Raw genomic sequence first — 24,483 nt, forward strand, 5'->3', positions numbered from 1 at the left:
TGTAGAGACGCATACTTGCGTCTCGTCGTCGAATGATAGATAACGCCTCGTTTTCCTCTCCCAAACCACCCAACGACGAGACGCAAGTATGCGTCTCCACACCCCACCCCAATGGCCAAGTCCTTATTCGATAAAATCTGGGAGGCGCACGTGGTGAAAGCCGCGCCGGGCGGCCTGGATATCGTGTATATCGACCGGCACCTCATCCACGAGGTGACCAGCCCGCAGGCCTTCGACGAGCTCGAAGCCCGCGGGCTGCCGCTGTTTCGCCCCAGCCGCATCCTGGCCACGGCCGACCACAACGTGCCCACCCGCCACCAGCACCTGCCCATCGAGGAACCGCTGAGCCGCTCGCAGGTGGACACGCTCACAGCCAACTGCGCCAAATACGGCGTGGAGCTGTATGGCCTGGGCCACCCGCGCCAGGGCATTGTGCACGTCATCGGGCCGGAGTTGGGGCTCACGCTGCCCGGCACCACCATTGTGTGCGGCGACAGCCACACCTCCACGCACGGCGCGTTTGGGGCGGTGGCCTTCGGCATTGGCACCAGCCAGGTGGCGCAGGTAATGGCCACGCAATGCCTGCTACTGAGCCGCCCCAAGCGCATGCGCATCACCGTGGACGGCGCGCTGCGGCCCGGCGTCACGGCCAAGGACCTGATTCTCTACGTCATTGCGCAGCTGGGCACGGGTGGGGCCACCGGCTACTTCGTGGAATACGCGGGCAGCGCCGTGCGCGGCCTGAGCATGGAAGGCCGCATGACGGTGTGCAACATGAGCATCGAAATGGGCGCGCGCGGCGGCCTCATCGCCCCCGACGAAACGACGCTGGCCTACGTGCAGGGCCGGCCGTTTGCCCCCCAAGCGGCCGCCTGGGAACAGGCCGTGGCCTACTGGAAAACGCTGTATTCGGACGAAGACACGGTTTTTGACGCCGAGCACCGCTTCGATGCCGCCGCCATTACGCCGATGATAACCTACGGCACCAACCCCGGCATGGGCATCGCGCTCAACGGTCGCATCCCCAGCGAAGTGCCGGCCAGCGAAGCCGAGAGTTTCGACAAGTCGCTGCAGTACATGGGTTTTCAGCGGGGCGAGTCGCTGCTGGGCAAGGAAATCAACTACGTGTTTATCGGCAGCTGCACCAACTCGCGCATCGAGGACTTGCGGGCGGTGGCGGCCTACGTGCAAGGCAAGCAGAAGGCCGGGCACGTGGAGGCCATCATCGTGCCCGGCTCGAAGCAGGTGGAGCAGCAGGCCATAGCCGAAGGGCTGGACAAGATTCTGGCCGACGCCGGCTTTGAGCTGCGCGAACCCGGTTGCAGTGCCTGCCTGGCCATGAACGAGGACAAAATCCCCGCCGGTGCCTACTGCGTGGCTACCTCAAATCGAAATTTTGAAGGGCGACAGGGGCCGGGCTCCCGCACGCTGCTGGCGAGTCCGCTGGTGGCGGCCATCACGGCGGTGCAGGGTCGGATTGTGGATATCACGCAGTATTTGAATTGAGTTAAACCTGTCATCCTGAGCATTCTGCGCATTAAGCAGAGACGAAGGACCTTATCACGCTTGAAATACCCGAATTACTGCACGTCGTTCTGACCTGATAAGGTCCTTTGCTGCACTCAGGATGACAGACGATTTTGTTGCTACTCCCAATGGAAAAATTCCAGACCCTGTACTCCACCGCGGTGCCGCTGCCGCTCGAAAACATTGACACGGACCAGATTATCCCGGCCCGTTTCCTGAAGGCGACCACGCGCGCGGGCTTCGGCGAAAACCTGTTTTGCGATTGGCGGCGAGACGCCGACGGCAGCCCCAAACCCGATTTTGTGCTGAATGACCCGCGCTTTGGTGGTCAGATTCTGCTGGCGGGCAAGAACTTCGGCTGCGGCTCCAGCCGCGAGCACGCCGCCTGGGCGCTGTACGACGCCGGCTTTCGGGTGGTGATTTCGAGCTACTTCGCCGACATTTTTCGGGGCAATGCCCTGAACACCGGCTTGCTGCCGCTGCAAGTGACGGAGGCCGAGCTAGCCCGCCTGTTTGCCCTGGTGGAGGAAGATGCCCACGTGCAGTTCGTGGTGAACCTGCCCGAGCAAACCCTTTTTGTGCCGGCCACCGACGAGGTTTTTCACTTCGACCTCGACCCCTACAAGAAGGAATGCTTGATTAACGGCTACGACGACATTGATTTTTTGGTAAGTCAAAAACCGGCCATTGCGGCCTTCGAACAAAACCGAACCTGGTCATGGTAAGCAAGAAAATAGCCGTATTGCCCGGCGACGGCATCGGGCCCGAAGTGTGCCGGCAGGCCGTGAAAGTATTGGAAGCCGTGGCCACGCGCTTCGACCACCGCTTCGACCTGAGCTCGCACCTGATGGGCGCCTGCGCCATCGACGCCACCGGCAGCCCGCTGCCCGACGAAACGCTGGCCGCCTGCCGCGCCGCCGATGCCGTGCTGCTCGGCGCCATCGGCGACCCGAAGTATGACCACGACCCCAGCGCCAAAGTGCGCCCCGAGCAAGGCTTGCTGCGGCTGCGCAAGGAGCTGGGCTTGTTTGCCAACATCCGCCCCGTGACGGCCTACGACGTGCTGCTGGCCCATTCGCCGCTGAAAAAAGAGCGAATCCAGGGCACCGACATGGTCATCTTCCGGGAGCTCACGGGCGGCATCTATTTCGGTAATAAAGGCCGCACCGCCGATGGCGAAGTGGCCTACGACCATTGCACCTACAACCGCCCCGAGGTGGAGCGCATTGCGCACCTGGCTTTCCGCGCCGCGGCCGGCCGCCGCCAAAAGCTGACGCTCGTCGACAAAGCCAACGTGCTGGAAACCTCCCGCCTCTGGCGCGAAGTGGTGCGCGAAATGGCCGCCCAATATCCGGAAGTGGCCGTAGACTATCTGTTCGTGGACAACGCGGCCATGCAGGTCATTCTCAGTCCCACGCAGTTCGACGTGATTCTGACCGAAAATATGTTCGGCGACATTATCTCGGACGAAGCTTCGGTCATCGCCGGCTCGCTGGGCCTGCTGCCCTCGGCCTCCATTGGCGAGCGGGTGGCGTTGTTCGAGCCCATCCACGGCTCCTACCCACAGGCCAAAGGCAAGGGCATTGCCAACCCCATTGCCGCCATCCTTTCGGCCGCTATGCTGCTCGAGCACCTGGAGCTGGACGCCGAAGCCGCCCTGGTGCGCGAAGCCGTGGACGAAGCCCTGAACAACGGCATCCTGACGCCGGAACTGAGCCCCGCCGCCCCCTACTCCACCGAGGAAGTGGGCAACTACATTGCCTTCTGGATTGCGGACTCCAAAGAGAAGCAGTGGAATAAAAACAACGTGGAAATCGGACTGAGTACAATTATTTGACAGCTGGACGACGAAAAAGGAACGTCATGCTGAGCGCAGCCGAAGCATCTCGCGTGTGGTAGTAATTCATTTACTATTGCAGTAGAGATGCTTCGGCTGCGCTCAGCATGACGTTCTGTTGGTTTCCGGCACCATTCATAACCCCAAGGGCTAAAACCGGGTTAAGAAGGCTTGCTTTCCGACTTCATTTTTTGCCCCTCATGATTAAGCTATTTGAACCCCTGGCCCTGCGCGGCGTCACGCTGAAAAACCGCATCGTGGTGTCGCCCATGTGCCAGTACAGCGCCACCGACGGCTTTGCCAACGACTGGCACTTGGTGCACCTGGGCAGCCGCGCCGTGGGCGGCGCCAGCCTCATCATTCAGGAAGCCACGGCCGTGTCGCCGGAAGGCCGCATCAGCCCCGAAGACCTTGGCATCTGGACCGATGAGCACGTGCCCATGCTCCGACGCATCAACGACTTTATTGTGGCCCAGGGCAGCGTGCCCGGCATTCAGCTGGCCCATGCCGGCCGCAAGGCGAGCACCTACGCGCCCTGGCGCGGCGAGGGCGCCGTGCCCGAGGCCGAAGGCGGCTGGCCGGTGGTGGGCCCCGGCCCCGACGCCTTTGCCGATAACTACCCGCAGCCCCACGCCCTCGATGCCCAGGGCATTCAAAAAGTTATTGCCGATTTCCGGGCTGCCGCCTTGCGCTGCGTAGCGGCCGGCTACCAGGTGATTGAGTTGCATGCCGCCCACGGCTACCTGCTGCACCAGTTTCTGTCGCCGCTGAGCAACCGCCGCACCGACGAGTACGGCGGCTCGTTCGAAAACCGTATCCGGCTGTTGCTCGATGTGGTGGCGGCTACCCGCGAGGTCTGGCCCGAGGAGCTGCCGCTTATTGTGCGCATTTCGGCCACCGACTGGGTGGAGGGCGGCTGGAACGCCGATGACGCCGTGCAGCTGGCGGCCGTGCTCAAAACCCGCGGCGTGGACCTGATAGACTGCTCTACCGGCGGCAACGTGCCCAAGGCGCCCATTCCCGTCGGGCCCGGCTACCAGGTGCAGTTTGCCGAGCGCATCAAGGCCGAAGCCGGCATCCGCACGGGTGCGGTGGGCCTCATCACCAACCCGGCCGAGGCCGAGGCCATTCTGGCCAACGGCCAGGCCGACCTGGTGCTGCTGGCCCGGGAGTTTCTGCGCGAGCCCTACTTCCCGCTGTTTGCGGCGCACGAGCTGGGCGCCGAAATGCCCTGGCCGCCGCAGTACGAGCGGGGCAAGCCGCGCGTGCACAAGCAGGTGGCTGCGGGGCCGCGCTAGGAATTGATTTCAGGCATCGAAGTAGTCATGCAGAGCGCAGCGAAGCATCTCGCTTGAAGTAGTAATTGTTAAACACGCGAGATGCTTCGCTGCGCTCTGCATGACGTTCTTCTTGTTGGTGCGCCTACTCACCTGCAGCCACGCTGCGCACCCATTTCGCGGTTACCAGCAGCTGGCCGAGGTGGCGGGTGGTGTGTTCGGCGGCGTGCGTGAGCAGGCCGATGACGGTGGAGGGCACCTGCGCCCGTCCCACGCCGCGCACCGCGGTCAGGCTGGTTTCAGGGGTGGCTTTCAGTTGCGCCAGCGCCGCGTCTACTTCGTGGTTGAAGCGGGCCACCAGCTTTTGCACCGAATCGGGCGCAATGGGCAGCGGCGGCACTTCGGCGTGAAAATCGGCGAACTGGCTTTCGGTCAGGGTTTCGGCGCGGGCGTAGGTGAGCAGGCGGTTGAGGACGCCGGCCAGGTGCTGCAGGTGAAAGCCCACGGAAGCCACGCCGGCGGGCCGCTCGTTGAGCAGCGCGGGCGGGAAATCCTGCAGGGCGGCATTCAGCTCGTCGCGGGCTTGCAGCAGGGCGTGGGCCACGGGTTGGAGCAGCGGCGGCACGCCCGCAACGGGGCCGCGCAGCCAGACTTCGAGGGAAGCGGGGGAAGACATTAGCGGGAAAGAGAAACTATGGGTGCGCCGTGAATGTACTATCGGCTTGGTGTTCATGTAAGGCGCCGCCACGGGCCGTACTTTTGTAATTATGTCTGCTATCAACGATGCGCTGCGCGCCGCCGCCGACCAGTTCGGCACCCCTTTGTACGTGTATAATGCCGCCACCATCACGCGGCAGTACGAGAAGCTGAAAAACGCATTTACGGGGCATAAAACGCGCTTCTTTTATGCGTGCAAGGCGTTGAGCAACGTATCCATTCTGCGGCACATCCACAGCTTGGGCTCGGGGCTCGACTGTGTGAGTATCAACGAAGTGAAGCTGGGGCTGCACGTGGGCTTTGCGCCCGACGACATCCTGTTCACGCCCAACAGCGTGACGTTTGAGGAACTGGTGGAAGCCAAGGAGCTGGGCGTGAACCTCAACATCGACAATATCTCGCTGCTGGAGCGCTTCGGGGCCACGTTTGGCAGCTCCTACCCGGTGTGCGTGCGCCTGAACCCGCACATCGAGGCGGGCGGCAACTACAAGATTCAAACCGGCCACATCGACAGCAAGTTTGGCATTAGCATTCACCAGATGCGCCACCTCGAACGCGTGGTGAAGGGCACCGGCCTGCACGTGCGCGGCCTGCACATGCACACGGGCTCCGAAATCAAGGACGTGGGCGTGTTCATGCGCGCGCTGGAAATTCTATTTGACGCGGCCACGCGCTTCCCGGAGCTGGAGTTTCTAGATTTGGGTTCGGGCTTCAAAGTGCCCTACAAGCCGGGTGACCCCGAAACCGACGTGAACGCGCTGGGCACGCAGGTAGCCGCCGCCTTCAAGAGCTTTGAGAAAGAATATGGCCGCGAGCTGGAATGCTGGTTTGAGCCGGGCAAGTATCTGGTGAGCGAAAGCGGCTACCTGCTGGTGAACGTAGCGGTGGTGAAGCAAACCACGGCCACCGTGTTTGCGGGCGTCAATTCGGGCTTCAACCACCTCATCCGGCCCATGTTCTATGACAGCTACCACCACATCAGCAACCTCACCAACCCCAAGGGCACGGAGCGCCTGTATACCGTGGTGGGCAACATCTGCGAAACCGACACCTTTGCCTGGGACCGGCTGCTGCCCGACATCCGCGAAAACGACCTGCTGGCCTTCCACAACGCCGGCGCCTACGGCTTCGAGATGAGCAGCAGCTTCAACTCGCGCACCCGCCCGGCCGAAGTGCTGCTGGACGAAAGCGGCGAGCTGCGCCTCATTCGCAAGCGCCAGACGTTTGAGGACCTGCTGGCGGGGCAGGTCGAGGCCGGCGTGGCCCAGGAAAACGCGCGGTAAGCGCAGGCCGGGCTACTTGGCGCGCCGCAGCAGGTAGCCGGTCTCGGCGGTGGCGCCGGGCAGGCTGTTCACGTTGATGCACTCCCAACCCTGGCTGCTCATGTAGTCGAGGGCGGCCACCACCGAGTTCAGCCTGCGAACGGTGGCGTTGGCCTGCAGCAACTCGGGCTTGGGGGCGGCCTTTCTCACGTCCTGCCCATACTCCAGGTGCAGGCTGTTGCCAGCATGGTAGGCGTCCTCCAGCACCAGGATGCAGTGCTCGTATTGCGGGGCACGGGCAGCGCTGGCGGGCGGCGGGATGGTTTGGGAAAAGGCGGCAGGGCCGGTCAGGGCCAAGGCCAGGACGAAAAGCAGGGGGTTGCGCATAACCGAAAGCGTGGAAAGGTACCCCAAAGCTAACGGCAGCCGACGAACCCGGTCCCGCGGCGGAATGGCGCCTTTAGTTCTGGCCGAGCAGCCACGCCACGGCGTCGGCCTCGCTTTCGAAGGTGCGGTAGGTGTGCGCCAACCCGCGGCTGGCCATCACCAGCTGGTTCATGGCCAGGCGGGCGAATACGTCGTGCGCCACCAGGGCCGCGCCGTAGCGGTAGCCGCACTCGCGCACGGCGCTGGGCAGCCACTCGTTGGCCATCCAGTCGAGCTCGGCGGGGGTGAAGGGCGTCATCTCGCGCTGGTCAATCAGGGCTTTCGACCAGCGGTGCCGGCCCATGGCCTGCGCCAGGTGCGTGAGCATGGCCCGGAACTGCACCGGCTCGCGCACGCCGGCCCGGTATTCCAGCCGCACGTAGCCCTCGGGCTCTTCCCATATGCGGCCTATGCTGTTTTCAAAATAAAGGGAACGGGTGGTGGTAGTGCGCATCAAGGGAGTAAAAACAGAACGCGAATTCCGAGCCTTCCAACCGGGCAGGTCTTGGTCCGCAGGGCTCAACCGCAAAGGCTTGGCGGAGGTTGCGTAACGGCTCAGCTTTTCGACCAACTACCCGTTCCAGACGCCAAATGCCCCGCTTTGGTAGTCGCGGTAAGCCTGTTGAATCTCGGCTTCGGTGTTCATCACAAACGGGCCGTAGCTCACCACCGGCTCACCAAACGGCAGCGCGTGGCCCAGCAGCAACACAGCCGCCTCCGTTGCTTCGAGGGCCAGCTCGTCGCCGTCGTGGTTGAACTCAACCAGTTGACGGGCCCTGGCTTCGGCGCCGCTCACCTGCACCGTGCCGCGCACCACGTAGAAGAAAATGTTGCGCTCGGCGGCCACGGGCAGCGTGACACGGCTACCGGCCGGCAGTTCCAGCCAGGCCAGGGCCACGTCGGCCAGCGGCTGCACGGCCCCGGCGGTGCCCGCCCACTCGCCCGATACGGCGTGAACGACCACGCCGCCGTCCAGCGTCGCGGTCGGAATCTCGTCCTGCTGCAGGCCGATGTAGCGCGGCGTCACCATCTTGTCTTTGGCCGGCAGGTTCACCCACAGCTGCAGGATTTCGAGCGGCCCGCCGGTCTGCTTGAATTGCTCCGACGACACTTCGGCGTGAATCAGCCCGCTCCCCGCCGTCATCCACTGAATGCCGCCGGCGTTTATCACGCTTTCGTGCCCACCGGTGTCCTTGTGCAGAATGTCGCCCTCCAGAATAAACGTCACCGTCTCGAACCCGCGGTGCGGGTGCGGCCCGAAGGGCAAGCCGTTGTTGTTGGGCCGGTACACCTGCGGGCCGTGGTGGTTCAAAAACAGAAACGGGTCGATATACTCCACCGACGCCGTGGGCAGCGCCCGGTACGTGACGAGGTCGGCAATGGGGGCATTGATGGCCCGGTGCTGCTGCTTGATGGTGCGCATGGTGGTGGGGTTGAAGTTAGATGTTCTTGCGGGCGCCTCACCCCCGGCCCCTCTCCTCAGGGAGAGGGGAGCCAGCCGATTTATATGGAAGAATAACCGGTGCCCCCTCTTTTTTGGAGAGGGGGTCAGGGGGTGAGGCGTCAACGTCAGACGAGTAGACCGACTCGCTACGCCTCCTGCTCCTGCGGTGGCGAGCCCCGGAAGGCATCCAGCTTGCTCACCACTGGCAGTTTCACGGGCTTGTTTTCCTTAGCCGATTGGTAGATGGCTTCCATGATGCGCTGGTCCTGCAGGCCTTCTTCGCCGGGCGTGTAGGGCGTTTTGTTCTGGCGCACGCACTCGGCCATATGGTCGAGCTCCAGGGCAAACTGGTCTTTCTGCGGGTCGTTGGGCGTTTCCTTCAGCTGCTTGCCTTTGGGGGCGCGCACCCGCTCCTGGTGCAGGCCCTGGTAGCTAAAGGCCGGGTCCATCTTGATGGTGCCCTCCTCGCAGTGCACCATGTAGCTCTTGCTGTTGAAGGTGCCGTAGCCCGTCATGCACTGCGAAAGCACGCCGCTGGGGAAGCGCATGGTAAACGTCACGTTCTCCTCCACTTCCTTGAAGCGGGCATCGCCGGGCGTGGTGTATATCTGGGCCGATACCTCGGTGGGCTCCTCGCCCAAGAGGAAGCGGGTGGTGTTGAGGCAGTACAGGCCGATGTCGGGCAGGGCCCCGCCGCCGGCCAGGGCCTTTTTGTGGCGCCATTGCTGGTCGTGGGCCTGGTTTTGGTTATTCACCATCTGCATGAGCTTGGGCTTTCCGTAAGTTTTGTCGCGCAGCAGCTGCATGGCCATGCGGTTCAGCGGCTCGTACTGAATGCGGTAGGCAATCATGAGCTTTTTACTCGCCTTTTTACAGGCTTCTATCATCTCCTCGCACTCTTTGACCGAGTTGGCCATGGGCTTTTCGCAGAGAATGTGCTTGCCGGCCTTGGCGCCCCGCAGCGTGAACTCGTGGTGCATGGAGTTGGGCAGCACGATGTAAATCACCTCCACCTCGGGGTTGTCCTTGAGCTGGTCGTAGGTCTGGTAGGAGTAGCAACTGCTGGGCTTGATGCCGTACTGCTGGGCCACTTTGCGCATCTTTTCGGGGTCGCCGCTCACCAGGGCCACTGGCTTGGCGTGCTTGCTCTGGCCGAAAGCGGGCAGAATCTCGTTCAGCGTGAGGTGGCCCAGGCCCACCAGTGCGTAGCCCACGCGGCGCTCGGGCGCGTCGGGGTTGAAGGGCTCCGAGCCTTTCGGGTCGGTGGCAGCTTCCAATGGTGGCAGCTTGATGTCGAGCGGGCCGGTCACGGGCGGCATCCCAGCATCGGAGGTCGCAGCGGCTTCGGCGGCCGCCACGGGCAGGGCGCCGGCCACGCCCACGGCCAGCAGGCCACGCCCCGCGTGGTTGATGAATTGGCGGCGCGACTCGTCGTAGCGCGATTCCGAATCGGTAGCAGCGGGCGCGGTAGGGTTGTCTTGAAACATGAGGCAGGAACGTGGAAAAGTGGAAAGCCTAGTGGCAGCTGTACGTACGAGCCGAAGGCGGGGCTTTGTTGCCACAGTATTCGGGCATGGCATTACGCCACAGGTTTTTGGACCGCGCCAGCCGCTGGGCCAATGCGCAGTACATTTATAGCCCTGCATTTGGGTTATGTTGATTTTTAACTGCATGATAAAGCTTTCTACCGCCTCGCGTGGGGCTGTTCTCACGATATTTCTGGCCGCGGCCGGCACCCAGGCCCGGGCTCAAACCGTCACCCCCATCGGCACCATTCAAACCAGCGGCGTACTGGCCATGGCGGGTACCTATACCGTCGAGGGCATCGTGACGGCCGTGTACCCCGGCCTGAGCCCGGCCGGCTTCTACGTGCAGAACGACGCCGCTACCGCCGACGGCGACCCGACCACTTCCGACGCCCTGTACGTGGTGCAATCTTCCCCCACGGTGGCGGCCGGCACGCGCGTGCGCATCACCGGCGCCGTGCAGGAAATGCCCACCACGCCCTCGTTCAACCAGGCCGTACTCACCAGCCCCATCATCACGGTATTGGCCACGGGCCAGAACCTGCCGCCTTTCACGCTGCTGAACAATGCCACCTTCGCCATTGCCGATGCCGAAGCGTTTGAAGGCATGCTGGTGCAGTTTTCGGCGCCGGTCACGGTGTCCGATGTGGCCACGCTGAAGTCGCGCGGCGAGCTCAACATCTCGACCCGGGGCCTGGTGTACCAGCCCACGCAGTATGTAGACCCCAACGACGACCCGGCCAGCGGCACCAGCAGCACCGGCACCACCAACGTGCCCGCCGTGACCGCCTACCAAGCCGCCAACGTGCAGAAGTCGCTGCTGCTCGACGACGGCCTGGCCGCCACCAACCCCTCGCCCACGCCCTACCTCGACGCCGCTACCGGCACCGTGCGCGTGGGCAGCACCCTTGCCAGCCTGCGCGGCATCATGGGCTACGGTTCCAGCAAATGGCGCATCCAGCCGCTGCCGGGGGCCAACGCCCCGGTGGTGACGACGGTGCGCCCGCCGGTGCCTACGTTCAGCCCGCTCTCGGTGAAACTGGCCAGCTTCAACGTGCTCAACTACTTCAACGGCGACGGCGCGGGCGGCGGCTTTCCCACCTCGCGCGGGGCCCTGACCCTGGCCGATTTCAACCGCCAGCGCGCCAAAATCATCACGGCCATTGCCCAGATGAACGCCGACGTGGTGGGCCTGATTGAGATTGAAAACGACGGTACCGGGCCCAACTCGGCCATCCAGGACCTGGTGAACGGGCTGAACCAGGTGATGGGCCCTGGCACCTACGCCATCATCAACGACGGCGTGCTGCGCCAGCCCAACAACACCGACCTCATTCACTGCGCCATCATTTACAAGCCCGCGGCCGTGACGCCCTACGGCAACGTGCTGCTGGCCAGCGTCACGGGCGTGTTCGAACGCCCGCCGGTGGCTCAGCTATTCATCACGACCCGCACGGCGGCACGCGACACGTTTGCGCTGGTCGTTAACCACCTCAAGTCGAAAGCCAGCGGCAGCGGCGCCAATGCCGACCAGGGCGACGGCCAGGGTGCCAGCAACCTGCGCCGCAAGCAGCAGGCCACGGCCTTGGTGCAGTTCATCAACGGCGCGGTGCTGCCCGCCGGCACACGCTACGTGGTGAGCGTGGGCGACTACAACGCCAATTACGAAGAAGACCCCATGGACATTCTGCGGGCGGCCGGCTTCGTGCTGGGCAGCCCGGCCAGCAGCGCGTCCTACGTCTTCAGCGGCCTGAGCGGCTCGCTCGACCACGCCGTGCTCACGCCCAGCCTGCTGGGTCACGCAGCCGTAGAAAAGTGGCACATCAACGCCGCCGAGCCCGAATTTCTGGAATACGACGTGGCCGGCGCCGCCACCGACATCACCAGCCCCTTCCGCTCTTCCGACCACGACCCCGTGCTCATCGGGCTGAATTTCGGTGGCGTGGTAACGGCGGCCGCCCGGCCTGCGGCGGGCGTGCAGGTAGAGGTTTTTCCCAACCCCGCCGCCGCCGGCTTCAGCCTACGGATAACGGGCTTGGCCCCCACCGAGGCCCTGACGCTGGACGTGGTGTCGGCACTGGGCCAGCGGGTGCTGGCGCTGCATGGCCCGGCCGCCGAGCTGCAAGCTGAAACCGGCCGGCGCACGGCTGCTTTTCAGCCAGGGGCCTACTTGCTGCACCTGCGCGGCGCTGGCTTCAGCCAGACGCTGCGGGTGGTGAAGCAGTAGCTTTGCCGGCATGAAACCCGCCCGCCGCAAGCCCGTCGCCCTTCGCAAACCCGACCGATTTTCCGAGGATAATGTGGCCGTGGGCTGGGACGCGCGGCACCTGCTGGGCCACACCGAGTTCGACGAGTACCGGTTTGTGAATTGCGACTTCAGTGGGGCCGATTTCAGCCGGTTGCGGTTCAGCGAGTGCCTCTTTGAGCACTGCAACCTGAGCACGGTGCGGCTGGCGGGCACGGCCCTGCAAAACGTGGCCTTTGCCGATTGCAAGCTGCTGGGCCTGCAGTTTGCGGCCTGCCGCGACATGCTCTTTGGCGTGCACTTCGACCAGTGCCAGCTGCGCTACGCCTCCTTTGCGGGCCGCACCCTGCCCGGCACGCGCTTCGTGGGCTGCGGCCTGGAAGAAGCCGACTTCGCCGATGCCGACCTGACCGGCGCCGTATTCCAAGACTGTGCCTTGTCCGGGGCGGTGTTCCAGAATACCCGGCTGACGGGAGCCGACTTCACCACCGCCTCCGACTTCGTCATCGACCCCGAAACCAACCCGCTGCAAGGCGCCAAATTCACGTTGCAGGGCCTAGTGGGAGTGGTGGCCAAGTTTGGTTTGGTGATAGAATAAGGGCGTCAAGACGGATGCTTGCCCCGGGCAGGGCTAAACCGGCTTGCGCGGGGCGGAAGCAACATTTTCCGGCGGGCAACGGCCCGGATTCGATTGCGGCTAGTAGATTGCGGCTGAATTCCCATCTATGCCCGAAAGGGGACGCTTTCATCCCCGCCGCGTCCGTCAGCTTTCGGTAAATTGTCAGCATCCTGCGCCGGTCCAGCGCGGGGCAAAAACACGAGTTGCGGCCGCCCGCGCCCCGGTTTGGCGGCGCCGGCGACTGCGCCGAGGCTCGGGTATTTTATCACTTCGCTACAACCACCAGATGGCCAATCGCCGCGCCTCCATCACTGACCTGGCCAAGACGCTGGGGCTTTCTCCCTCCACCATTTCGCGGGCCCTGAGCGACCACGACGACGTGAGCGAGGCCACCAAGGCCCGCGTGCGCCAGCTGGCCGAGGAGCTGCACTACCAGCCCAACCAGCTGGCCGCCGCCCTGCGCCGCGGCCGCAGCAACACGCTGGGCGTACTGGTGCCGCACATCACGGGGCACTTTTTCCCGCAGGTGGTGCACGGCATCGCCACCGAAGCCGCCAAGCTGGGCTTCAACGTGATGATTTGCCAAAGCAACGAAGACTCGCGCCAGGAGCAGAAAAACATCGACCTGCTGATGAACTCGCAGGTGGAAGGCATCCTCGTGTCATTGGCCAACACCACCCAGAGCTTCGGCCACTTCGAGGCCGTGCGCCAGCAGAACATTCCGCTGGTGTTTTTCGACCGCGTGGTGGAAGATTTCAGCGGCAGCAACGTGAGCGCCGTCATGATTGACGACTACCAGGGCGCCTACCAGGTGGTGACGCACCTCATCGAGCAGGGCTGCACCCGCATTGCCCACTTCACCGGCCCGCTGCACCTCAACATTCACAAAAACCGCCACCAGGGCTACCGCGACGCCCTGCAGGCCCACGGCCTGCCCATCGACGACGAGCTCATCATGTTCTGCGAGATGAGCCAGAAGGGCGGCACCCAGGCCATGCGCCAGCTTCTGAAGCTGCCCCAGCGCCCCGACGCCGTGTTTTCGAGCAACGACCTGGCGGCCATCGGCGCCATTCAAGCGGTGAAAAGCGCCCGTCTGCGCGTGCCCAAAGACGTGGCCGTGGTGGGCTTCAGCAACGAGATGTTTACCATGCTCACCGAGCCCATGCTGAGCAGCGTGGACCAGCGCTGCGAGCAAATGGGCAAAACGGCGGTGCAGCTGCTGCAAAAGATGCTGAAAAGCGGCCCCAACCGCCAGGGCCCGCCCAAGCCCATCGTGCTCAAGCCCAAGCTGCTGGTGCGGGAGTCGTCGCAGAAACGGTAGAAAGTCGTTGTTTTATCTGTCATCCTGAGCGCAGCGAAGGACCTTCTCACGCCTGAACAAGTGGTTCTGTCTTGAGAAGGTCCTTCGCTGCGCTCAGGATGACAGACAGAGCCTTTTACTGCTCTCAGCCGTAGGAAGCCATTCGCCCCTTTCGCTTGTTGAAGAGGTAGAATTTTTGCTGCTTCCGATGACGCCGACCACCGCCCCTGCCCCGCCCAAGGCCACCCTGCTTACGCCCTTCACCATTGCCATTTTCCGGGCCGTTTGGATTGCGGGCATGGTGTCGAACGTGGGCACCTGGATGCAGAACGTGGCCGGCGTGTGGCTCGTCACCACCCTCACCACCTCGGCCCTGCTGGTGGCCCTGATGCAGGCCGCCACCAGCCTGCCGGCCTTCCTGCTGAGCATGCCCGCCGGCGCCATGGCCGACATGGTGGACCGCCGCAAGCTGCTGCTGTTCACGCAAGGATTCATGGCGGTGGTGGCCGCCATTCTGGGGGCACTCACGCTCACGGGTGGCATTTCGGCTTACGGCGTGCTGGGGTTCACGTTCCTGCTGGGCATGGGCTCGGCCCTGAATTCGCCCATCTGGCAGGCCGTGACCACGGAACTGGTGCCGCGGCCCGTGCTGCCGTTCGCCATCACGCTCAACGGCGTGAGCAACAACATTGCGCGGGCCATCGGGCCGGCCATTGGCGGGGTCATCATTGCGTATTACTCGGCGGGCTGGGTGTTTGTGCTGAATGGCATCTCGTTTCTGGGCACCTGGGCGGTGGTGTATTTCTGGAAGCGCGAGCCCACCGTGACCAGCGGCCCGGCCGAAAACTTTGTGGGGGCGCTGCGGGCGGGGCTGCGCTACGTGCAGTATTCGCCGGCCATTTATGGGGTGCTGGTGCGCACGTTTGCGTTTTCGTTTGGGGCGGCGGCCATGTGGGCGCTGGTATCGGTGGTCATTGCCCGCAAGCTGCACCTGAGCTCGGGGCACTACGGCGTGATGCTGTCGTGGCTGGGCGCGGGGGCCGTCACGGGGGCTTTTCTGATGGGCCGGGCCGGCTCGCGGCTCAATTTCAACCAGCGGGTGCTGCTGGGCGTGCTCATGTTCGGCGTCACCAACCTGGCGCTGGCGCTTGTGGAGCAGATTTATGTGCTGTATGCGGTGATGTTCCTGTCCGGCATTGCCTGGCTGATGGTGATGACGAGCTTCAGCACCACCGTGCAGCTGAACGTGCCCAAGTGGGTGCAGGCGCGCGTCATCAGCGTGTACATGCTGGTGTTTCAGGCCGGCTTGTCGCTGGGCAGCCTGGTGTGGGGCGAACTGGCCGACCACCTCACGCTCCAAACTTCGCTGCTCATCGCGGCCGGCTGGATGGTGGCCAGCGCGCTGCTGGCCATTCCCTTCCCCATGCGCTCGGCCGAAGGCCTGAACCTAGACCCCGCCGAGCACTGGCCCGACCCCGAAACCGACGGCCATATCGACCCCGATGACGGCCCCGTGGTCATCATGATTGAATACCATGTGGAGCCCGCCGATTGGCCGGCCTTTCGCGCCGCCACCGAGCAGCTGACGCGCCTGCGCCTGCGCGACGGGGCCCTGCGCGCCGGCGTGTTTGCCGACGTGGCCCACCCCACGCGCCTCACCGAGTTTTATTACGTGGCCACCTGGGGCGAGCACCAGCGCCAGCACCACCGCTTCACCAAGGAAGACCAGGCCGTGGAAGCCCGGGTGCTGCAGTTTCACAGCGGCCCTGCCGCGCCGCGCGTGACGCACTTTCTGGCCTTTCCCAACACGTCGAACGTGGAAATGGCCACCCCCATGCAAACGCTGGAAAGCCAGCGGTAAGGAGCCGCCTGCTACTACTATTCCCCTCGGCGCTTCTGGTCGAGCCAGGCGTTGGCGGCACCTTCGTCGATGAAGCGGGCGTACTGGAACGAGGCATTGGGCGAAGGCACTTTTTCGGCCATGTGGAGGTCGGCTTCCACTTCGCGCAGGTGGTTGGGCAGCACCAGGAAGGCCACGTAGAGCGGGGCGCCCATTTCGCGCTGCACCTGCGGCAGAAAGGTGGTCACCACCCATTCGGGGCCGTTGAGGCGGCGGTCGGTGCGACGGCGGGCGTCCATCAGCCAGTGGCGGCACTGGTGCTCCTCGGCGGCGCGGCGCATGGTTTCGTAGCCCTCGCGCAGCTGCTCGTCATTAATGGAGCACAGCCAGCGGCCAATCAGCAGGCACGAATCGGGCCGGTAGGCAACGTGCAGAAAAGCCGTCGAGGCAAGGTCCTGATACATGAAAAAAGCGACTCAGTTGGCGGCGGCAAGGGGCTCAAAGCTACGCATCTATTCCGGCTCGCAATCAGTCATTTGGGTGCGTGCACGCGCTCAAAATTATCGGTAGCCCCCGGGCCGGGGTTGCGTTCCCACAGCTGCTTCAGAAACTCCTGCTCGGCCAGCCACTGGCTCTGCCGGCTCAGCAGCCATTCTTCCGACGTCTGGTCTTCGGCCGTGAGCGGGGTGCGGTCGAGGGGCTTGAGGCGCTCGGCGGCGAAGGTGAGGCAGGCGCGAAAGTCTTCGGCTTCGAGCGCCGGGTGCGCGGCCAGTAGCTCGGCCTGGGTAGCGCCGCTGGCCAGCCACTCCAGCACCTGCCACACGGGGTAGCGCAGCCCGCGCACGGTGGGCTGCCCGTTGCAAATGGACGGATGCGTGGTGATGCGTGGAAAAGCCGGGAATTTCATGCCTCCAATGTACGAAGCCGGCTTTTTTTTATCACCATCAGAGCAGCTCCTGCAGGTCGGCCAGCTGGTGGATGCGCGTGGGCGCCTCCGCCTCACTAAGCTGCCCGAAGCCGTAGGTGGCAAAGATGAACGGCACGCCCGCGCCCTGGCTGGCGGCGAGGTCGCCGGGGGTGTCGCCCACGTACACGGGCGCTTGCAGGCCGTAGTCGGCCACCACTTCCCGAATGTTCTCGGCCTTGGAAAGCAGCTTGGTGCCGTAGCACTGGTGGCCCTCGAAGAACTCGCCCAGCCCGCTGTGTTTGAAAAACGCCTCCACGTAGCCCAGTTGGCAGTTGCTGACGATGAACAGCCGGTAGCCCCGGCCGCGCAGGTAGCGCAGGGTTTCGGCCAGACCGGGGTAGGGCGCGCCGCCGTGGTCGACGGCCGCAGCCAGTTCGTGGCGGGCGCAAAGGGCGCGGTATTCGTCGAGCTTGTCGGCGGGCAGTTTAGGAAAAAGCCGCTCGTACACCACGGTGTAGGGCTGACCAGTCACGGCCTGCACCTGGGCCAGCGTCACGTCGTTTTCGATGTAGTCGACGCTGCTGCTGGCTGCTTGAAAAGCCCGCGTAATGGCTTCGGAGGCGTTCCACAGGGTGCCGTCGAGGTCGAAAATGACGCTATCGAATCGGGTCATAGAATCAGTGAGCAGTTATCAGTGAGCAGTTATCAGTGAGCAGTTATCAGTGAGCAGTTATCAGTGAGCAGTGAGCAGTTATCAGTGAGCAGTGAGCAGTGAGCAGTTATCAGTGAGCAGTTATCAGTGAGCAGTTATCAGTGAGCAGTGAGCAGTGAGCAGTGAGCAGTGAGCAGTCGGCAATTAGAAGCTTGCTGAACGAAGCTGTTCACTGCTCACTGATAACTGTTAACTGCAATTATTCATACAAATCCTGCGGGTCGGCGGCGGCCAGCTCTACAAGGAACTGGCCGATGTTGGTGGTCACGGCTTCGAGGAAAGCCTGGCCTTTTTCGGCGGTGGCGGCGGCGGGGTTGCCCACGCCGGTGTCGGCGCTCACCTTGCTCCACTCGCGCTGGGCCCAGGCCCAACCCTGGCGCAGGGCCGCAACGCGGAACTCCTTGGAAGCACCATCGCCGGCTTCGGCCAAGGGGCGCACCAGCTCGGGCGCGATGTGCTGCATCACGCTGGTTTCCAGCTCGTCGGCATGGTCGCCGGGCGCCGAAAAGTACCGGTTACGGTCGGCGGCTTTAAACCAGTTGAGCGTGCTCAGGAACACCGTCGGGAATTCGGCCTGCAACTCGCGCAGGATTTGGCGGAAGTCGTTGCCGCCGTGCCCGTTCAGAATGACCAGCTTGGGGATGCCCTGGCGGGCCAGCACCTGCACCACGTCGCGCAGCAGCGCCAGCTGGGTGCTGGGGCTCATGTTGATGTCGAGGGTAATGTCGAGTTGGCCGGTGTTGACGCCAAAGGGCACGCAGGGCAGCACCACTACTTTGGCGCCCTGCTCCCAGGCTTTGCGCGCGGCCTCGGCCGCCACGTAGTCAGACTGGTAATTGTCGGTGGCGTAGGGCAGGTGGTAGTTGTGCGCCTCGGTGGCGCCCCAGGGCAACACCACTACCTGGTAGGCGTTTTCCTGCACGGTTTTCCAGGTGGTTTCGGCGAGGATGTAGGGACGGGCTGACATGGTTTTGCAGGCTTGTAGTGAGCAGTACACAGCCCCGACCTGACGGCAAGGCGCCGCAAGTTCGCCCGAATTCTACTTTTCGCCCAGGTGCTCGGCCTTCCAGCGCATGGCGGTGTGCACGCGGGTGTGGCCGCTGGGGTGGTCGAAAAACAGCGCTTCTTCCAGCGGCCCGGGGTTAATCTTGCGGTATTCCGAAAGCTTCATGGCGATGGTGGCAAAGCCGTCGGGCTGGCGGGCGGCGTTCAGGCCAAACATGTCGGCCTCCTGTTCCTGCGTGCGAATGATGGTGTTGAACACCGGCGTGGCCAGGAAGCTGAGCACGGCCAGCAGCGTCACCGCCAGCGGCAGGCCGCCCACGTCGGCGCGGTCGGCCACGCCCCAGCGCGCGCCGAAGCGCGCCACCAGCCGCTCAAACGCCCAGTCGAGCGCCCACAGCCCCAGCCCAATGAGCACAATGAATAACACCAGCATTTTCTGAATGTGGTTCAGCACGTAGTGGCCCAGCTCGTGGCCCATCACGGCCTGTACTTCCTGCGGCGTGCTGCGGCGCAGCAGGTTGTCGTTGAGCGACACCCGAATGGTGCTCCCTATGCCGCTCACGTTGGCGCTGATGCGCTTGCTCTGCCGGGAAGCGTCCACGAGGTACACGTTGTCGGCGGGAACGCCGTTGGCCCGGGCCATGCTCAGGATGGCCGCACGCACCGGGCTGGCGGGCAGCGGCGTGTATTTGTTGAACAGCGGGCTGATGAAGACCGGGCCCAGGAAGATGCCAATCACCAGAAACACGCCCACAATGCCCGTGCCCCACACCCACCAGCGGTTGCCCGCACGCCGAACGGCCGCGTACAAGGCCAGAATCAGCAGGCTGCCGAATACCACGTTCAGGGCTAGGCCCGTGAGGTCTTCACTTAGCCACGCACCAAAGCTTTGGTTGGAAAGCCCGTACTGATGTTCGCGGAAGTAGCCTTCATATACCGTTAGGGGAAAGCTCAGTACCCAAGCCAGCAGCAGATAGAGCGCCGCGTAGGCCAGCGTGCGCAGGAAGCGCCGCGGCAGCCGCTCCGTCAGGGCCTTGATGCGGCGCGATAGCCCCAGGCCCAGAAACACGGCCGCAATGCCCACGGCATACAGCATGTTAATCAGCAGCAACCAGTAGCCGCCCTCGAAATAAGCATCGGAACTAGCTTTCTGGGCCGGCGTGAGGGTGTTGAGGTAGGCTTGGGTGGCGGCTTCCACATTGAAGGCCGGCTGAGCGGTGGCCGGCGCCTGGGCCTGCGCCAATCCGGCCGTGGCCAGCAATAGGAAAACCAACAGAAACTTTAGAAGTGCTGACATACAGAACTGAGCAGAAAGAGGTGAGCACCACAGCGGTGCGGCGCGCAAGCTACTCTATTCCACCCAGCGGGCCAACCCATGACAGACAATACCGAACGGGGTAGAGACGCAATATTTTGCGTCTCGGCGTCGAACGTCTTGCATGGCACGGCGTGATGCCAACGACACCCGAACGGCGCGGACGACGAGACGCAAGATATTGCGTCTCTACACCAATCAAATCCTACAAACTCCCCGGCCGCTCCAGCAGCACGATGGGCTGCTCGTGGTAGGTAGTGCGGGCGTATTCGCGGTAGCCAAACTTATGCGCCAGGCGCAGCGAGGGTTCGTTTTCGGGGTGAATGATGCACACGGTGCGCACCGGCCCGAAGTGCTGCCGGCCCCAAGCCAGGGCCGCCTCCACGCCCTCGGTGGCGTAGCCCAGGCCGTGCACGGCAGGGTCGAGCACCCAGCCGATTTCCGGGGCTTCGCCCAGGGGTGGGTCGAGGGCGCGCTTGAGGCTGAGGAAGCCAATGGCGCCCACGAAGCGGCCGCTGGCCTTTTCCTCCACCGCCCAGAAGCCATAGCCCATGATGGCCCAGTGGCCGGCGCTGCGCAGCAGCAGCTTCCACACTTCCTCGGCGGGCATGGGCTCGGGCGTGAAGTAGCGGTGGTAGGCCGGCAGCCGGCTTATGGCAAACCAGCCGTCGAAGTCGTCGGCGCGGAAGCCGCGCAGGCGCAGGCGGTTGGTTTCGAGCACCGGCACGGCCGAGAAGGCAGCAGAATTTTCAGACATGGGGGAAGGACTTGACTGGCCCAAAAAATGGTGCACCCGGCTGCTTAGGCCGGCAGCGCGAAATGCGGGTTCTGAATGACGCCCAATAGGTTGCCAAAGGGGTCGAGCACAGAGCCGAGCAGAACGCCGCCGCCCACATCCTGCACGGCCTCGCCGGGCTGCGCGCCCAGGCTCAGCAGGCGCTCGTAGGCCGCCGCGGCATCGGGCACGCCCCAATAGGCGGTGGGGCCGGCCGGGCCAGCCGCCTTGCCGTCCGGCACAAAGCCCAACTCGTAGCCGCCCACGTTGAAGCCCACATAAAAAGGCTCGTTGAAATAGGGCTCCTGCTCCAGCGCCCGGCTATACCAAGCCGTGGCTTCAGCCAAATCTCCCACCGGATACACCACCGTGCGCAACCCCTGAAACATCGCAGAAAAAGTAAAGCGTGAATAATTGCCGAAAGGTATAGCGCTTTACCGATTTACCCGGCGGCTTCACTTCTGACTGGAGCACACTGCTTGCGCCTACAAAAAAGCCCCGATGCGCAATGCATCGGGGCTTTTAAGTGGCCTACTTGCTAGTGAGTTCGGCAGCGCTACCAGGAGCCGCTGTTGTCGTCGCCGCTGTCGAAGCCACCGCCGCCCATGTCGCCGGAAGAGCTGTCGTCGTAGGAAGAATTGTCATCGGACGAGAAATAGTCCGATGAGTTGTCGGCCGCCGTGTTGTCGTCGGAAAAGTAATCGGGAGCCGTGTTGTCGGCCCCGCCGCCGTCGCGGCCCGAGAAATAGTCGCTGGCGGCGCCGGTGCCCGCGGCCCCGAGGCCTGCCCCTGCGGCACCGGCCGCGCCGGTGTTGAAATTGCTGGTGTCGTTATCGTTGGTGTAGTTATGGCCAGAGGTGTCGTGGCCCGAGGCCATGCGGTTGCCGAGGTAGGCGCCGGCAGCCGCGGCGGCGCCAGTGGCCAGCACGCCACCCATGCCACCCATCATGCCGCTTCCGCCCTGGTTGGGCACGTTGCCGTAGCCGGGGCTTCCCTGGTTGTAATTGCCGCCCACCGGGCCGCGGTTAGAGCCGCCCCGGTTGGGTAGAAAGTCGGGCGTGGGGCCCGAGGGACCCATGTTGGGATTGTTGCCCGCGGTGGCAGCGCTGCGGTTGCGGAACATGCGCACCACAAACCACAGGATGCCGCCGATGACCAGCGTGCCAATCAGCAGCGTGCCCATGCCAGGGCCTGACGGCGTGGGCTCAGCGGGTGGCGCGGCCAGCACCGGGTCGGTGGGTGGCACGGCGGCGGGGTCCTGCGAGAGGTTGCTCGGCGTGTTGAGGTCGGTGCTGGGGCCCGCGTTGCCGGTGGCCGGGCTGCCGGCTTGGCTGCGCGTGGTGGCGTTGGGGTCGGCGGCGGCCATCAGCGTGTTCAGGCCGCTGCGGAGGCCGGCGAAGTAGTTGCCCTGCTTAAAGCCGGGGCCCATTTGGCCGATGGCCTGCTGCGTCACGGCCGGGGTGATGCTGCTTTGCAGGCCGCTGCCGGGCTGGATGCTGATTTTCCGGTCTTTGGCGCTCACCAGCACCACCACGCCGTTGTTCTTGCCTTGCTGGCCCACGCCCCAGGCCGTGCCAATGGCCCGGGCGTAGTCGGCCACGTCGCGGCCGCCCAACGCGGGCACCGTCACCACCACAATCTGGGTGCCGTTGGTGTCGGCGTAGCGGCGCAGGCCGCTTTCCAGCTTTTTGGCGTCGGCCGGGGCCATGAGGCTGGCCTCGTCATTGATGAAGTGAAAGGGCTTGGGCCGTGGGGCACGTCGGCGGTGCCGGTTTGGGCGGCCGCGGGCAAGCCCAAACCGGCCGACACAAACAGGAATACGAGAAACAGGAGTTTAGCCATAGCACTGAAGGAGAAGAGTGGAAGAAGGGTATCTTCCGCCTTCTACGGCCCCGATGCGAGTTTGGCTGTTGCGGTGGGCCGGCCCTACTGGGCCACGTGCACCTTCACCACCACCTTCTTGTCTTTATCAATGCCCTCGACCTTAATGTTGGGCCGGTGCACGTCCTGCGGGAAGAAGACGTAGATGGTACCGGGCCGGGCCTCGTACTGCGGGCCCTCGGCCGAGTAGTTGGCCACGTCGCGGGCTTCGTCATACGGCTTGGTCACGGTGGCCTTGTCCATGGGCACCTGGCCCATTTTCTCGGCGCCGCGCACCACGTACTGCATGTCGATGTACTTGCGGTGCGACTCCCATTTGGTGTCGGCGTACTCCTTGGTGGGGTTGTCGGTCACAGCCGCAAACACGTTCTCGGCATCGATGGGGTACTTGCCCACCGGCAGCTCTTCCAGGTTGGTGTCGCGGAAGTACGCAAAGGCCTTGTCCCAGGCCGCCTTGTTGGCGTGGTACTGCTTCGCAAACTCTACCTTGTTCACCGACTCCTGCAGGTTCAGCTTCAGGCCGTTGGCCCATTCGCGGCTGCGGTACCACTTCTCAGCTTTCTGAGGCGTCCAGGTTTCGGCGGTGGCCTGGGTGGCGGCCGGGCCGCTGGTTTTGCAGCCCAGCGGAGCCAGCGCCAACGTGAGGAAACCGAATTTCAGCAGGGCATTTTTCATGGAAGCGCGGGGCAGTCAGGAACGAGGGATGAGGCAAATGTAGCCAAGGCGGCTACGGTTGCAGCGGCGGCTGGGGCACATTTTCGGGCGGCAGCGGCTCCACGGCGCGCTCGAAGCGCAGGCGGCCATCGGGGGTCGGGCCGGCGGCCTCGAAGCCGTTGCGCAGCAGCACCTCCTGCGAGCCCGCGTTGTCGGCATCGGTGTGGGCCACCAGGCGGCGCACCATGCCCGTAGCGGCCGCCTGGGCCACCAGGCCGCCCACCAGCTCGGTGGCCAGGCCCTGCCGGCGCCAGTCGCTGGCAATGGAATAGCCGATTTCGGCCGTGCCCTCGGCATCGGGCCGCCCCATGAAGCCGCCGCTGCCGATGAGGGTGCGGGGCGTGTCGCCCTCGGCCTTGCGCAGGGCATACCAGCCGTACCAGCCGGCGGCGTCGCGCCCACCAGCCGTGAGCTGCTCCAGGAAGTACTCCATGGCCGGGCGGTCGTACTGGCCGGGCGGCCAGTCTTCGGGCAGGGCAGCGCCCAGCAACACGGGAAAGTAGTGGGGCTTGTGCAGCTCGGCCGTGAGCAGGGCGCGGCTGGCGGCCAAGATGAGCAGGCGCGGGGTATGGGTGATAAGCGGAATCATAGCCCGAGTATACGGCCCGCGGCACTGGCGCGGCCAGCCCATCGCGCCAGGCCAAACGGGCGGGACCGGCAGGTGCCCGAAGGTATATTTGCCAAGACCGTTCAACCCGTGGGTGTGTACTGATGCCAATAGCTCTTCTTTCTACCTCTGAAGTACTTGACCTTTATCACGATGAAGAAAACGACTGGTTGTACCTGGACTGGAAAGGCGCTCTTGAGCTGGCCAACGTGCAGGAAGACTGCCAGCACATTTTGACCTACATTGGCCGGCTGGGCACGAAAAAAGCCCTCAACGACAACTCCCACATCACCAAAATCAGCTGGGAGCTGGTGAAGTGGGTAGCCGATGTGTACCTGCCCGCCACGGCCCGGGCGGGCATGGCCTGCGTGGCCTGGGTGCACAGCCAGGCCCTGGAGTGCCGCAGCGACGTGGAACTGCTGCTGCCCGTGGCCGACAGCCGCCCCCCGCTGCTGAGCATGTTCGACGACGTGGCCGCCGCCTACGCCTGGCTGCGGAGCGTGCGCCTGCCCGCCGCGCCGGCGAGGCGGTAAGGCCCGTGGCTTTC

General features: G+C 64.1%; 25 protein-coding genes. 10 read left to right on the forward strand and 15 right to left on the reverse strand.

All coding sequences use genetic code 11. The annotated features are described in order from the left end of the window. Window positions 1–111: 111 nt before the first annotated feature. From leuC to MUN81_RS21510, 4 genes are all read left to right on the forward strand, one after another. Complete coding sequence (gene leuC, locus MUN81_RS21495; protein WP_245114162.1) at window positions 112–1,506, forward strand: 3-isopropylmalate dehydratase large subunit; 1,395 nt, start codon at window positions 112–114, stop codon at window positions 1,504–1,506. Between the two features lie 149 nt (window positions 1,507–1,655). After that, entirely contained in the window at window positions 1,656–2,252 is a 597-nt protein-coding gene (gene leuD / locus MUN81_RS21500; RefSeq protein ID WP_245114163.1) for a 3-isopropylmalate dehydratase small subunit, read from the forward strand. Next, the gene (gene leuB, locus MUN81_RS21505) at window positions 2,246–3,364 is read left to right on the forward strand and encodes a 3-isopropylmalate dehydrogenase (RefSeq protein WP_245114165.1); all 1,119 of its coding nucleotides are present in this window, start codon (window positions 2,246–2,248) and stop codon (window positions 3,362–3,364) included. The genes leuD and leuB overlap by 7 nt, the downstream gene beginning before the upstream one ends. A 200-nt stretch (window positions 3,365–3,564) precedes the next feature. After that, the gene (locus MUN81_RS21510; protein ID WP_245114167.1) at window positions 3,565–4,662 is read left to right on the forward strand and encodes an NADH:flavin oxidoreductase/NADH oxidase; all 1,098 of its coding nucleotides are present in this window, start codon (window positions 3,565–3,567) and stop codon (window positions 4,660–4,662) included. 124 nt (window positions 4,663–4,786) lie between these two features. On the opposite strand, the gene MUN81_RS21515 is transcribed toward MUN81_RS21510, so the two are convergent. Beyond that, on the reverse strand, window positions 4,787–5,317 hold the full coding sequence (locus tag MUN81_RS21515; RefSeq protein WP_245114168.1) for a DinB family protein: 531 nt from the start codon (window positions 5,315–5,317) through the stop codon (window positions 4,787–4,789). 91 nt (window positions 5,318–5,408) lie between these two features. On the opposite strand from MUN81_RS21515, the gene lysA reads away from it, so the two are divergent. Beyond that, on the forward strand, window positions 5,409–6,641 hold the full coding sequence (gene lysA, locus MUN81_RS21520; protein WP_245114169.1) for a diaminopimelate decarboxylase: 1,233 nt from the start codon (window positions 5,409–5,411) through the stop codon (window positions 6,639–6,641). 12 nt (window positions 6,642–6,653) lie between these two features. On the opposite strand, the gene MUN81_RS21525 is transcribed toward lysA, so the two are convergent. The 4 genes from MUN81_RS21525 to MUN81_RS21540 form a co-directional block, all read right to left on the reverse strand. Next, a complete protein-coding gene (locus MUN81_RS21525; protein WP_245114170.1) occupies window positions 6,654–7,007 on the reverse strand; it encodes a hypothetical protein in 354 nt (117 codons plus the stop codon). A 73-nt stretch (window positions 7,008–7,080) separates the two neighbouring features. After that, the gene (locus MUN81_RS21530) at window positions 7,081–7,503 is read right to left on the reverse strand and encodes a hypothetical protein (RefSeq protein WP_245114172.1); all 423 of its coding nucleotides are present in this window, start codon (window positions 7,501–7,503) and stop codon (window positions 7,081–7,083) included. Window positions 7,504–7,617: 114 nt separating this feature from the next. Next, window positions 7,618–8,469, reverse strand: a complete 852-nt coding sequence (locus MUN81_RS21535; RefSeq protein WP_245114173.1) for a pirin family protein — start codon at window positions 8,467–8,469, stop codon at window positions 7,618–7,620. A 167-nt stretch (window positions 8,470–8,636) separates the two neighbouring features. Beyond that, window positions 8,637–9,977: a Gfo/Idh/MocA family oxidoreductase gene (locus tag MUN81_RS21540; protein ID WP_245114175.1), complete on the reverse strand. Its 1,341-nt coding sequence runs from the start codon at window positions 9,975–9,977 to the stop codon at window positions 8,637–8,639. A 184-nt stretch (window positions 9,978–10,161) separates the two neighbouring features. Here MUN81_RS21540 and MUN81_RS21545 point away from each other — a divergent pair, with 184 nt between their 5' ends. The 4 genes from MUN81_RS21545 to MUN81_RS21560 all read left to right on the forward strand — a co-directional run bounded on the left by MUN81_RS21545 (window position 10,162) and on the right by MUN81_RS21560 (window position 16,041). Continuing rightward, window positions 10,162–12,243 carry an ExeM/NucH family extracellular endonuclease gene (locus tag MUN81_RS21545; RefSeq protein ID WP_245114177.1) on the forward strand — a complete coding sequence of 694 codons (2,082 nt, stop codon included), beginning with the start codon at window positions 10,162–10,164 and terminating at the stop codon, window positions 12,241–12,243. A 10-nt stretch (window positions 12,244–12,253) separates the two neighbouring features. Beyond that, entirely contained in the window at window positions 12,254–12,859 is a 606-nt protein-coding gene (locus MUN81_RS21550) for a pentapeptide repeat-containing protein (RefSeq protein ID WP_245114178.1), read from the forward strand. 307 nt (window positions 12,860–13,166) lie between these two features. Then, window positions 13,167–14,201: a LacI family DNA-binding transcriptional regulator gene (locus tag MUN81_RS21555; protein ID WP_245114179.1), complete on the forward strand. Its 1,035-nt coding sequence runs from the start codon at window positions 13,167–13,169 to the stop codon at window positions 14,199–14,201. Between the two features lie 187 nt (window positions 14,202–14,388). Then, window positions 14,389–16,041 carry an MFS transporter gene (locus MUN81_RS21560; protein WP_245114180.1) on the forward strand — a complete coding sequence of 551 codons (1,653 nt, stop codon included), beginning with the start codon at window positions 14,389–14,391 and terminating at the stop codon, window positions 16,039–16,041. Window positions 16,042–16,058: 17 nt separating this feature from the next. On the opposite strand, the gene MUN81_RS21565 is transcribed toward MUN81_RS21560, so the two are convergent. The 10 genes from MUN81_RS21565 to MUN81_RS21610 all read right to left on the reverse strand — a co-directional run bounded on the left by MUN81_RS21565 (window position 16,059) and on the right by MUN81_RS21610 (window position 23,918). Beyond that, window positions 16,059–16,484 carry a hypothetical protein gene (locus MUN81_RS21565; protein WP_245114181.1) on the reverse strand — a complete coding sequence of 142 codons (426 nt, stop codon included), beginning with the start codon at window positions 16,482–16,484 and terminating at the stop codon, window positions 16,059–16,061. A 68-nt stretch (window positions 16,485–16,552) separates the two neighbouring features. Continuing rightward, on the reverse strand, window positions 16,553–16,927 hold the full coding sequence (locus tag MUN81_RS22845) for a DUF433 domain-containing protein (RefSeq protein ID WP_348533150.1): 375 nt from the start codon (window positions 16,925–16,927) through the stop codon (window positions 16,553–16,555). 37 nt (window positions 16,928–16,964) lie between these two features. Then, a complete protein-coding gene (locus MUN81_RS21575; protein ID WP_245114183.1) occupies window positions 16,965–17,600 on the reverse strand; it encodes an HAD family hydrolase in 636 nt (211 codons plus the stop codon). Window positions 17,601–17,838: 238 nt separating this feature from the next. Then, a complete protein-coding gene (locus MUN81_RS21580) occupies window positions 17,839–18,606 on the reverse strand; it encodes a creatininase family protein (protein WP_245114185.1) in 768 nt (255 codons plus the stop codon). A gap of 72 nt (window positions 18,607–18,678) precedes the next feature. Further along, a complete protein-coding gene (locus MUN81_RS21585) occupies window positions 18,679–19,941 on the reverse strand; it encodes a M48 family metallopeptidase (RefSeq protein WP_245114186.1) in 1,263 nt (420 codons plus the stop codon). Window positions 19,942–20,164: 223 nt separating this feature from the next. Beyond that, the gene (locus MUN81_RS21590; RefSeq protein ID WP_245114189.1) at window positions 20,165–20,716 is read right to left on the reverse strand and encodes a GNAT family N-acetyltransferase; all 552 of its coding nucleotides are present in this window, start codon (window positions 20,714–20,716) and stop codon (window positions 20,165–20,167) included. Between the two features lie 44 nt (window positions 20,717–20,760). Then, complete coding sequence (locus MUN81_RS21595) at window positions 20,761–21,123, reverse strand: VOC family protein (RefSeq protein WP_245114191.1); 363 nt, start codon at window positions 21,121–21,123, stop codon at window positions 20,761–20,763. A 167-nt stretch (window positions 21,124–21,290) separates the two neighbouring features. After that, a complete protein-coding gene (locus MUN81_RS21600; RefSeq protein WP_348533178.1) occupies window positions 21,291–22,553 on the reverse strand; it encodes a TPM domain-containing protein in 1,263 nt (420 codons plus the stop codon). A 107-nt stretch (window positions 22,554–22,660) separates the two neighbouring features. After that, a complete protein-coding gene (locus MUN81_RS21605) occupies window positions 22,661–23,290 on the reverse strand; it encodes a YhcH/YjgK/YiaL family protein (RefSeq protein ID WP_245114197.1) in 630 nt (209 codons plus the stop codon). 52 nt (window positions 23,291–23,342) lie between these two features. Beyond that, window positions 23,343–23,918 (reverse strand): GNAT family N-acetyltransferase, encoded by a 576-nt coding sequence (locus MUN81_RS21610; RefSeq protein WP_245114198.1) that lies wholly within the window; start codon window positions 23,916–23,918, stop codon window positions 23,343–23,345. A gap of 122 nt (window positions 23,919–24,040) precedes the next feature. On the opposite strand from MUN81_RS21610, the gene MUN81_RS21615 reads away from it, so the two are divergent. Further along, the gene (locus MUN81_RS21615) at window positions 24,041–24,469 is read left to right on the forward strand and encodes a hypothetical protein (protein ID WP_245114200.1); all 429 of its coding nucleotides are present in this window, start codon (window positions 24,041–24,043) and stop codon (window positions 24,467–24,469) included. Window positions 24,470–24,483: the final 14 nt, after the last annotated feature.

This window comes from Hymenobacter sp. 5317J-9 (genome assembly GCF_022921075.1).
Classification (GTDB): domain Bacteria; phylum Bacteroidota; class Bacteroidia; order Cytophagales; family Hymenobacteraceae; genus Hymenobacter.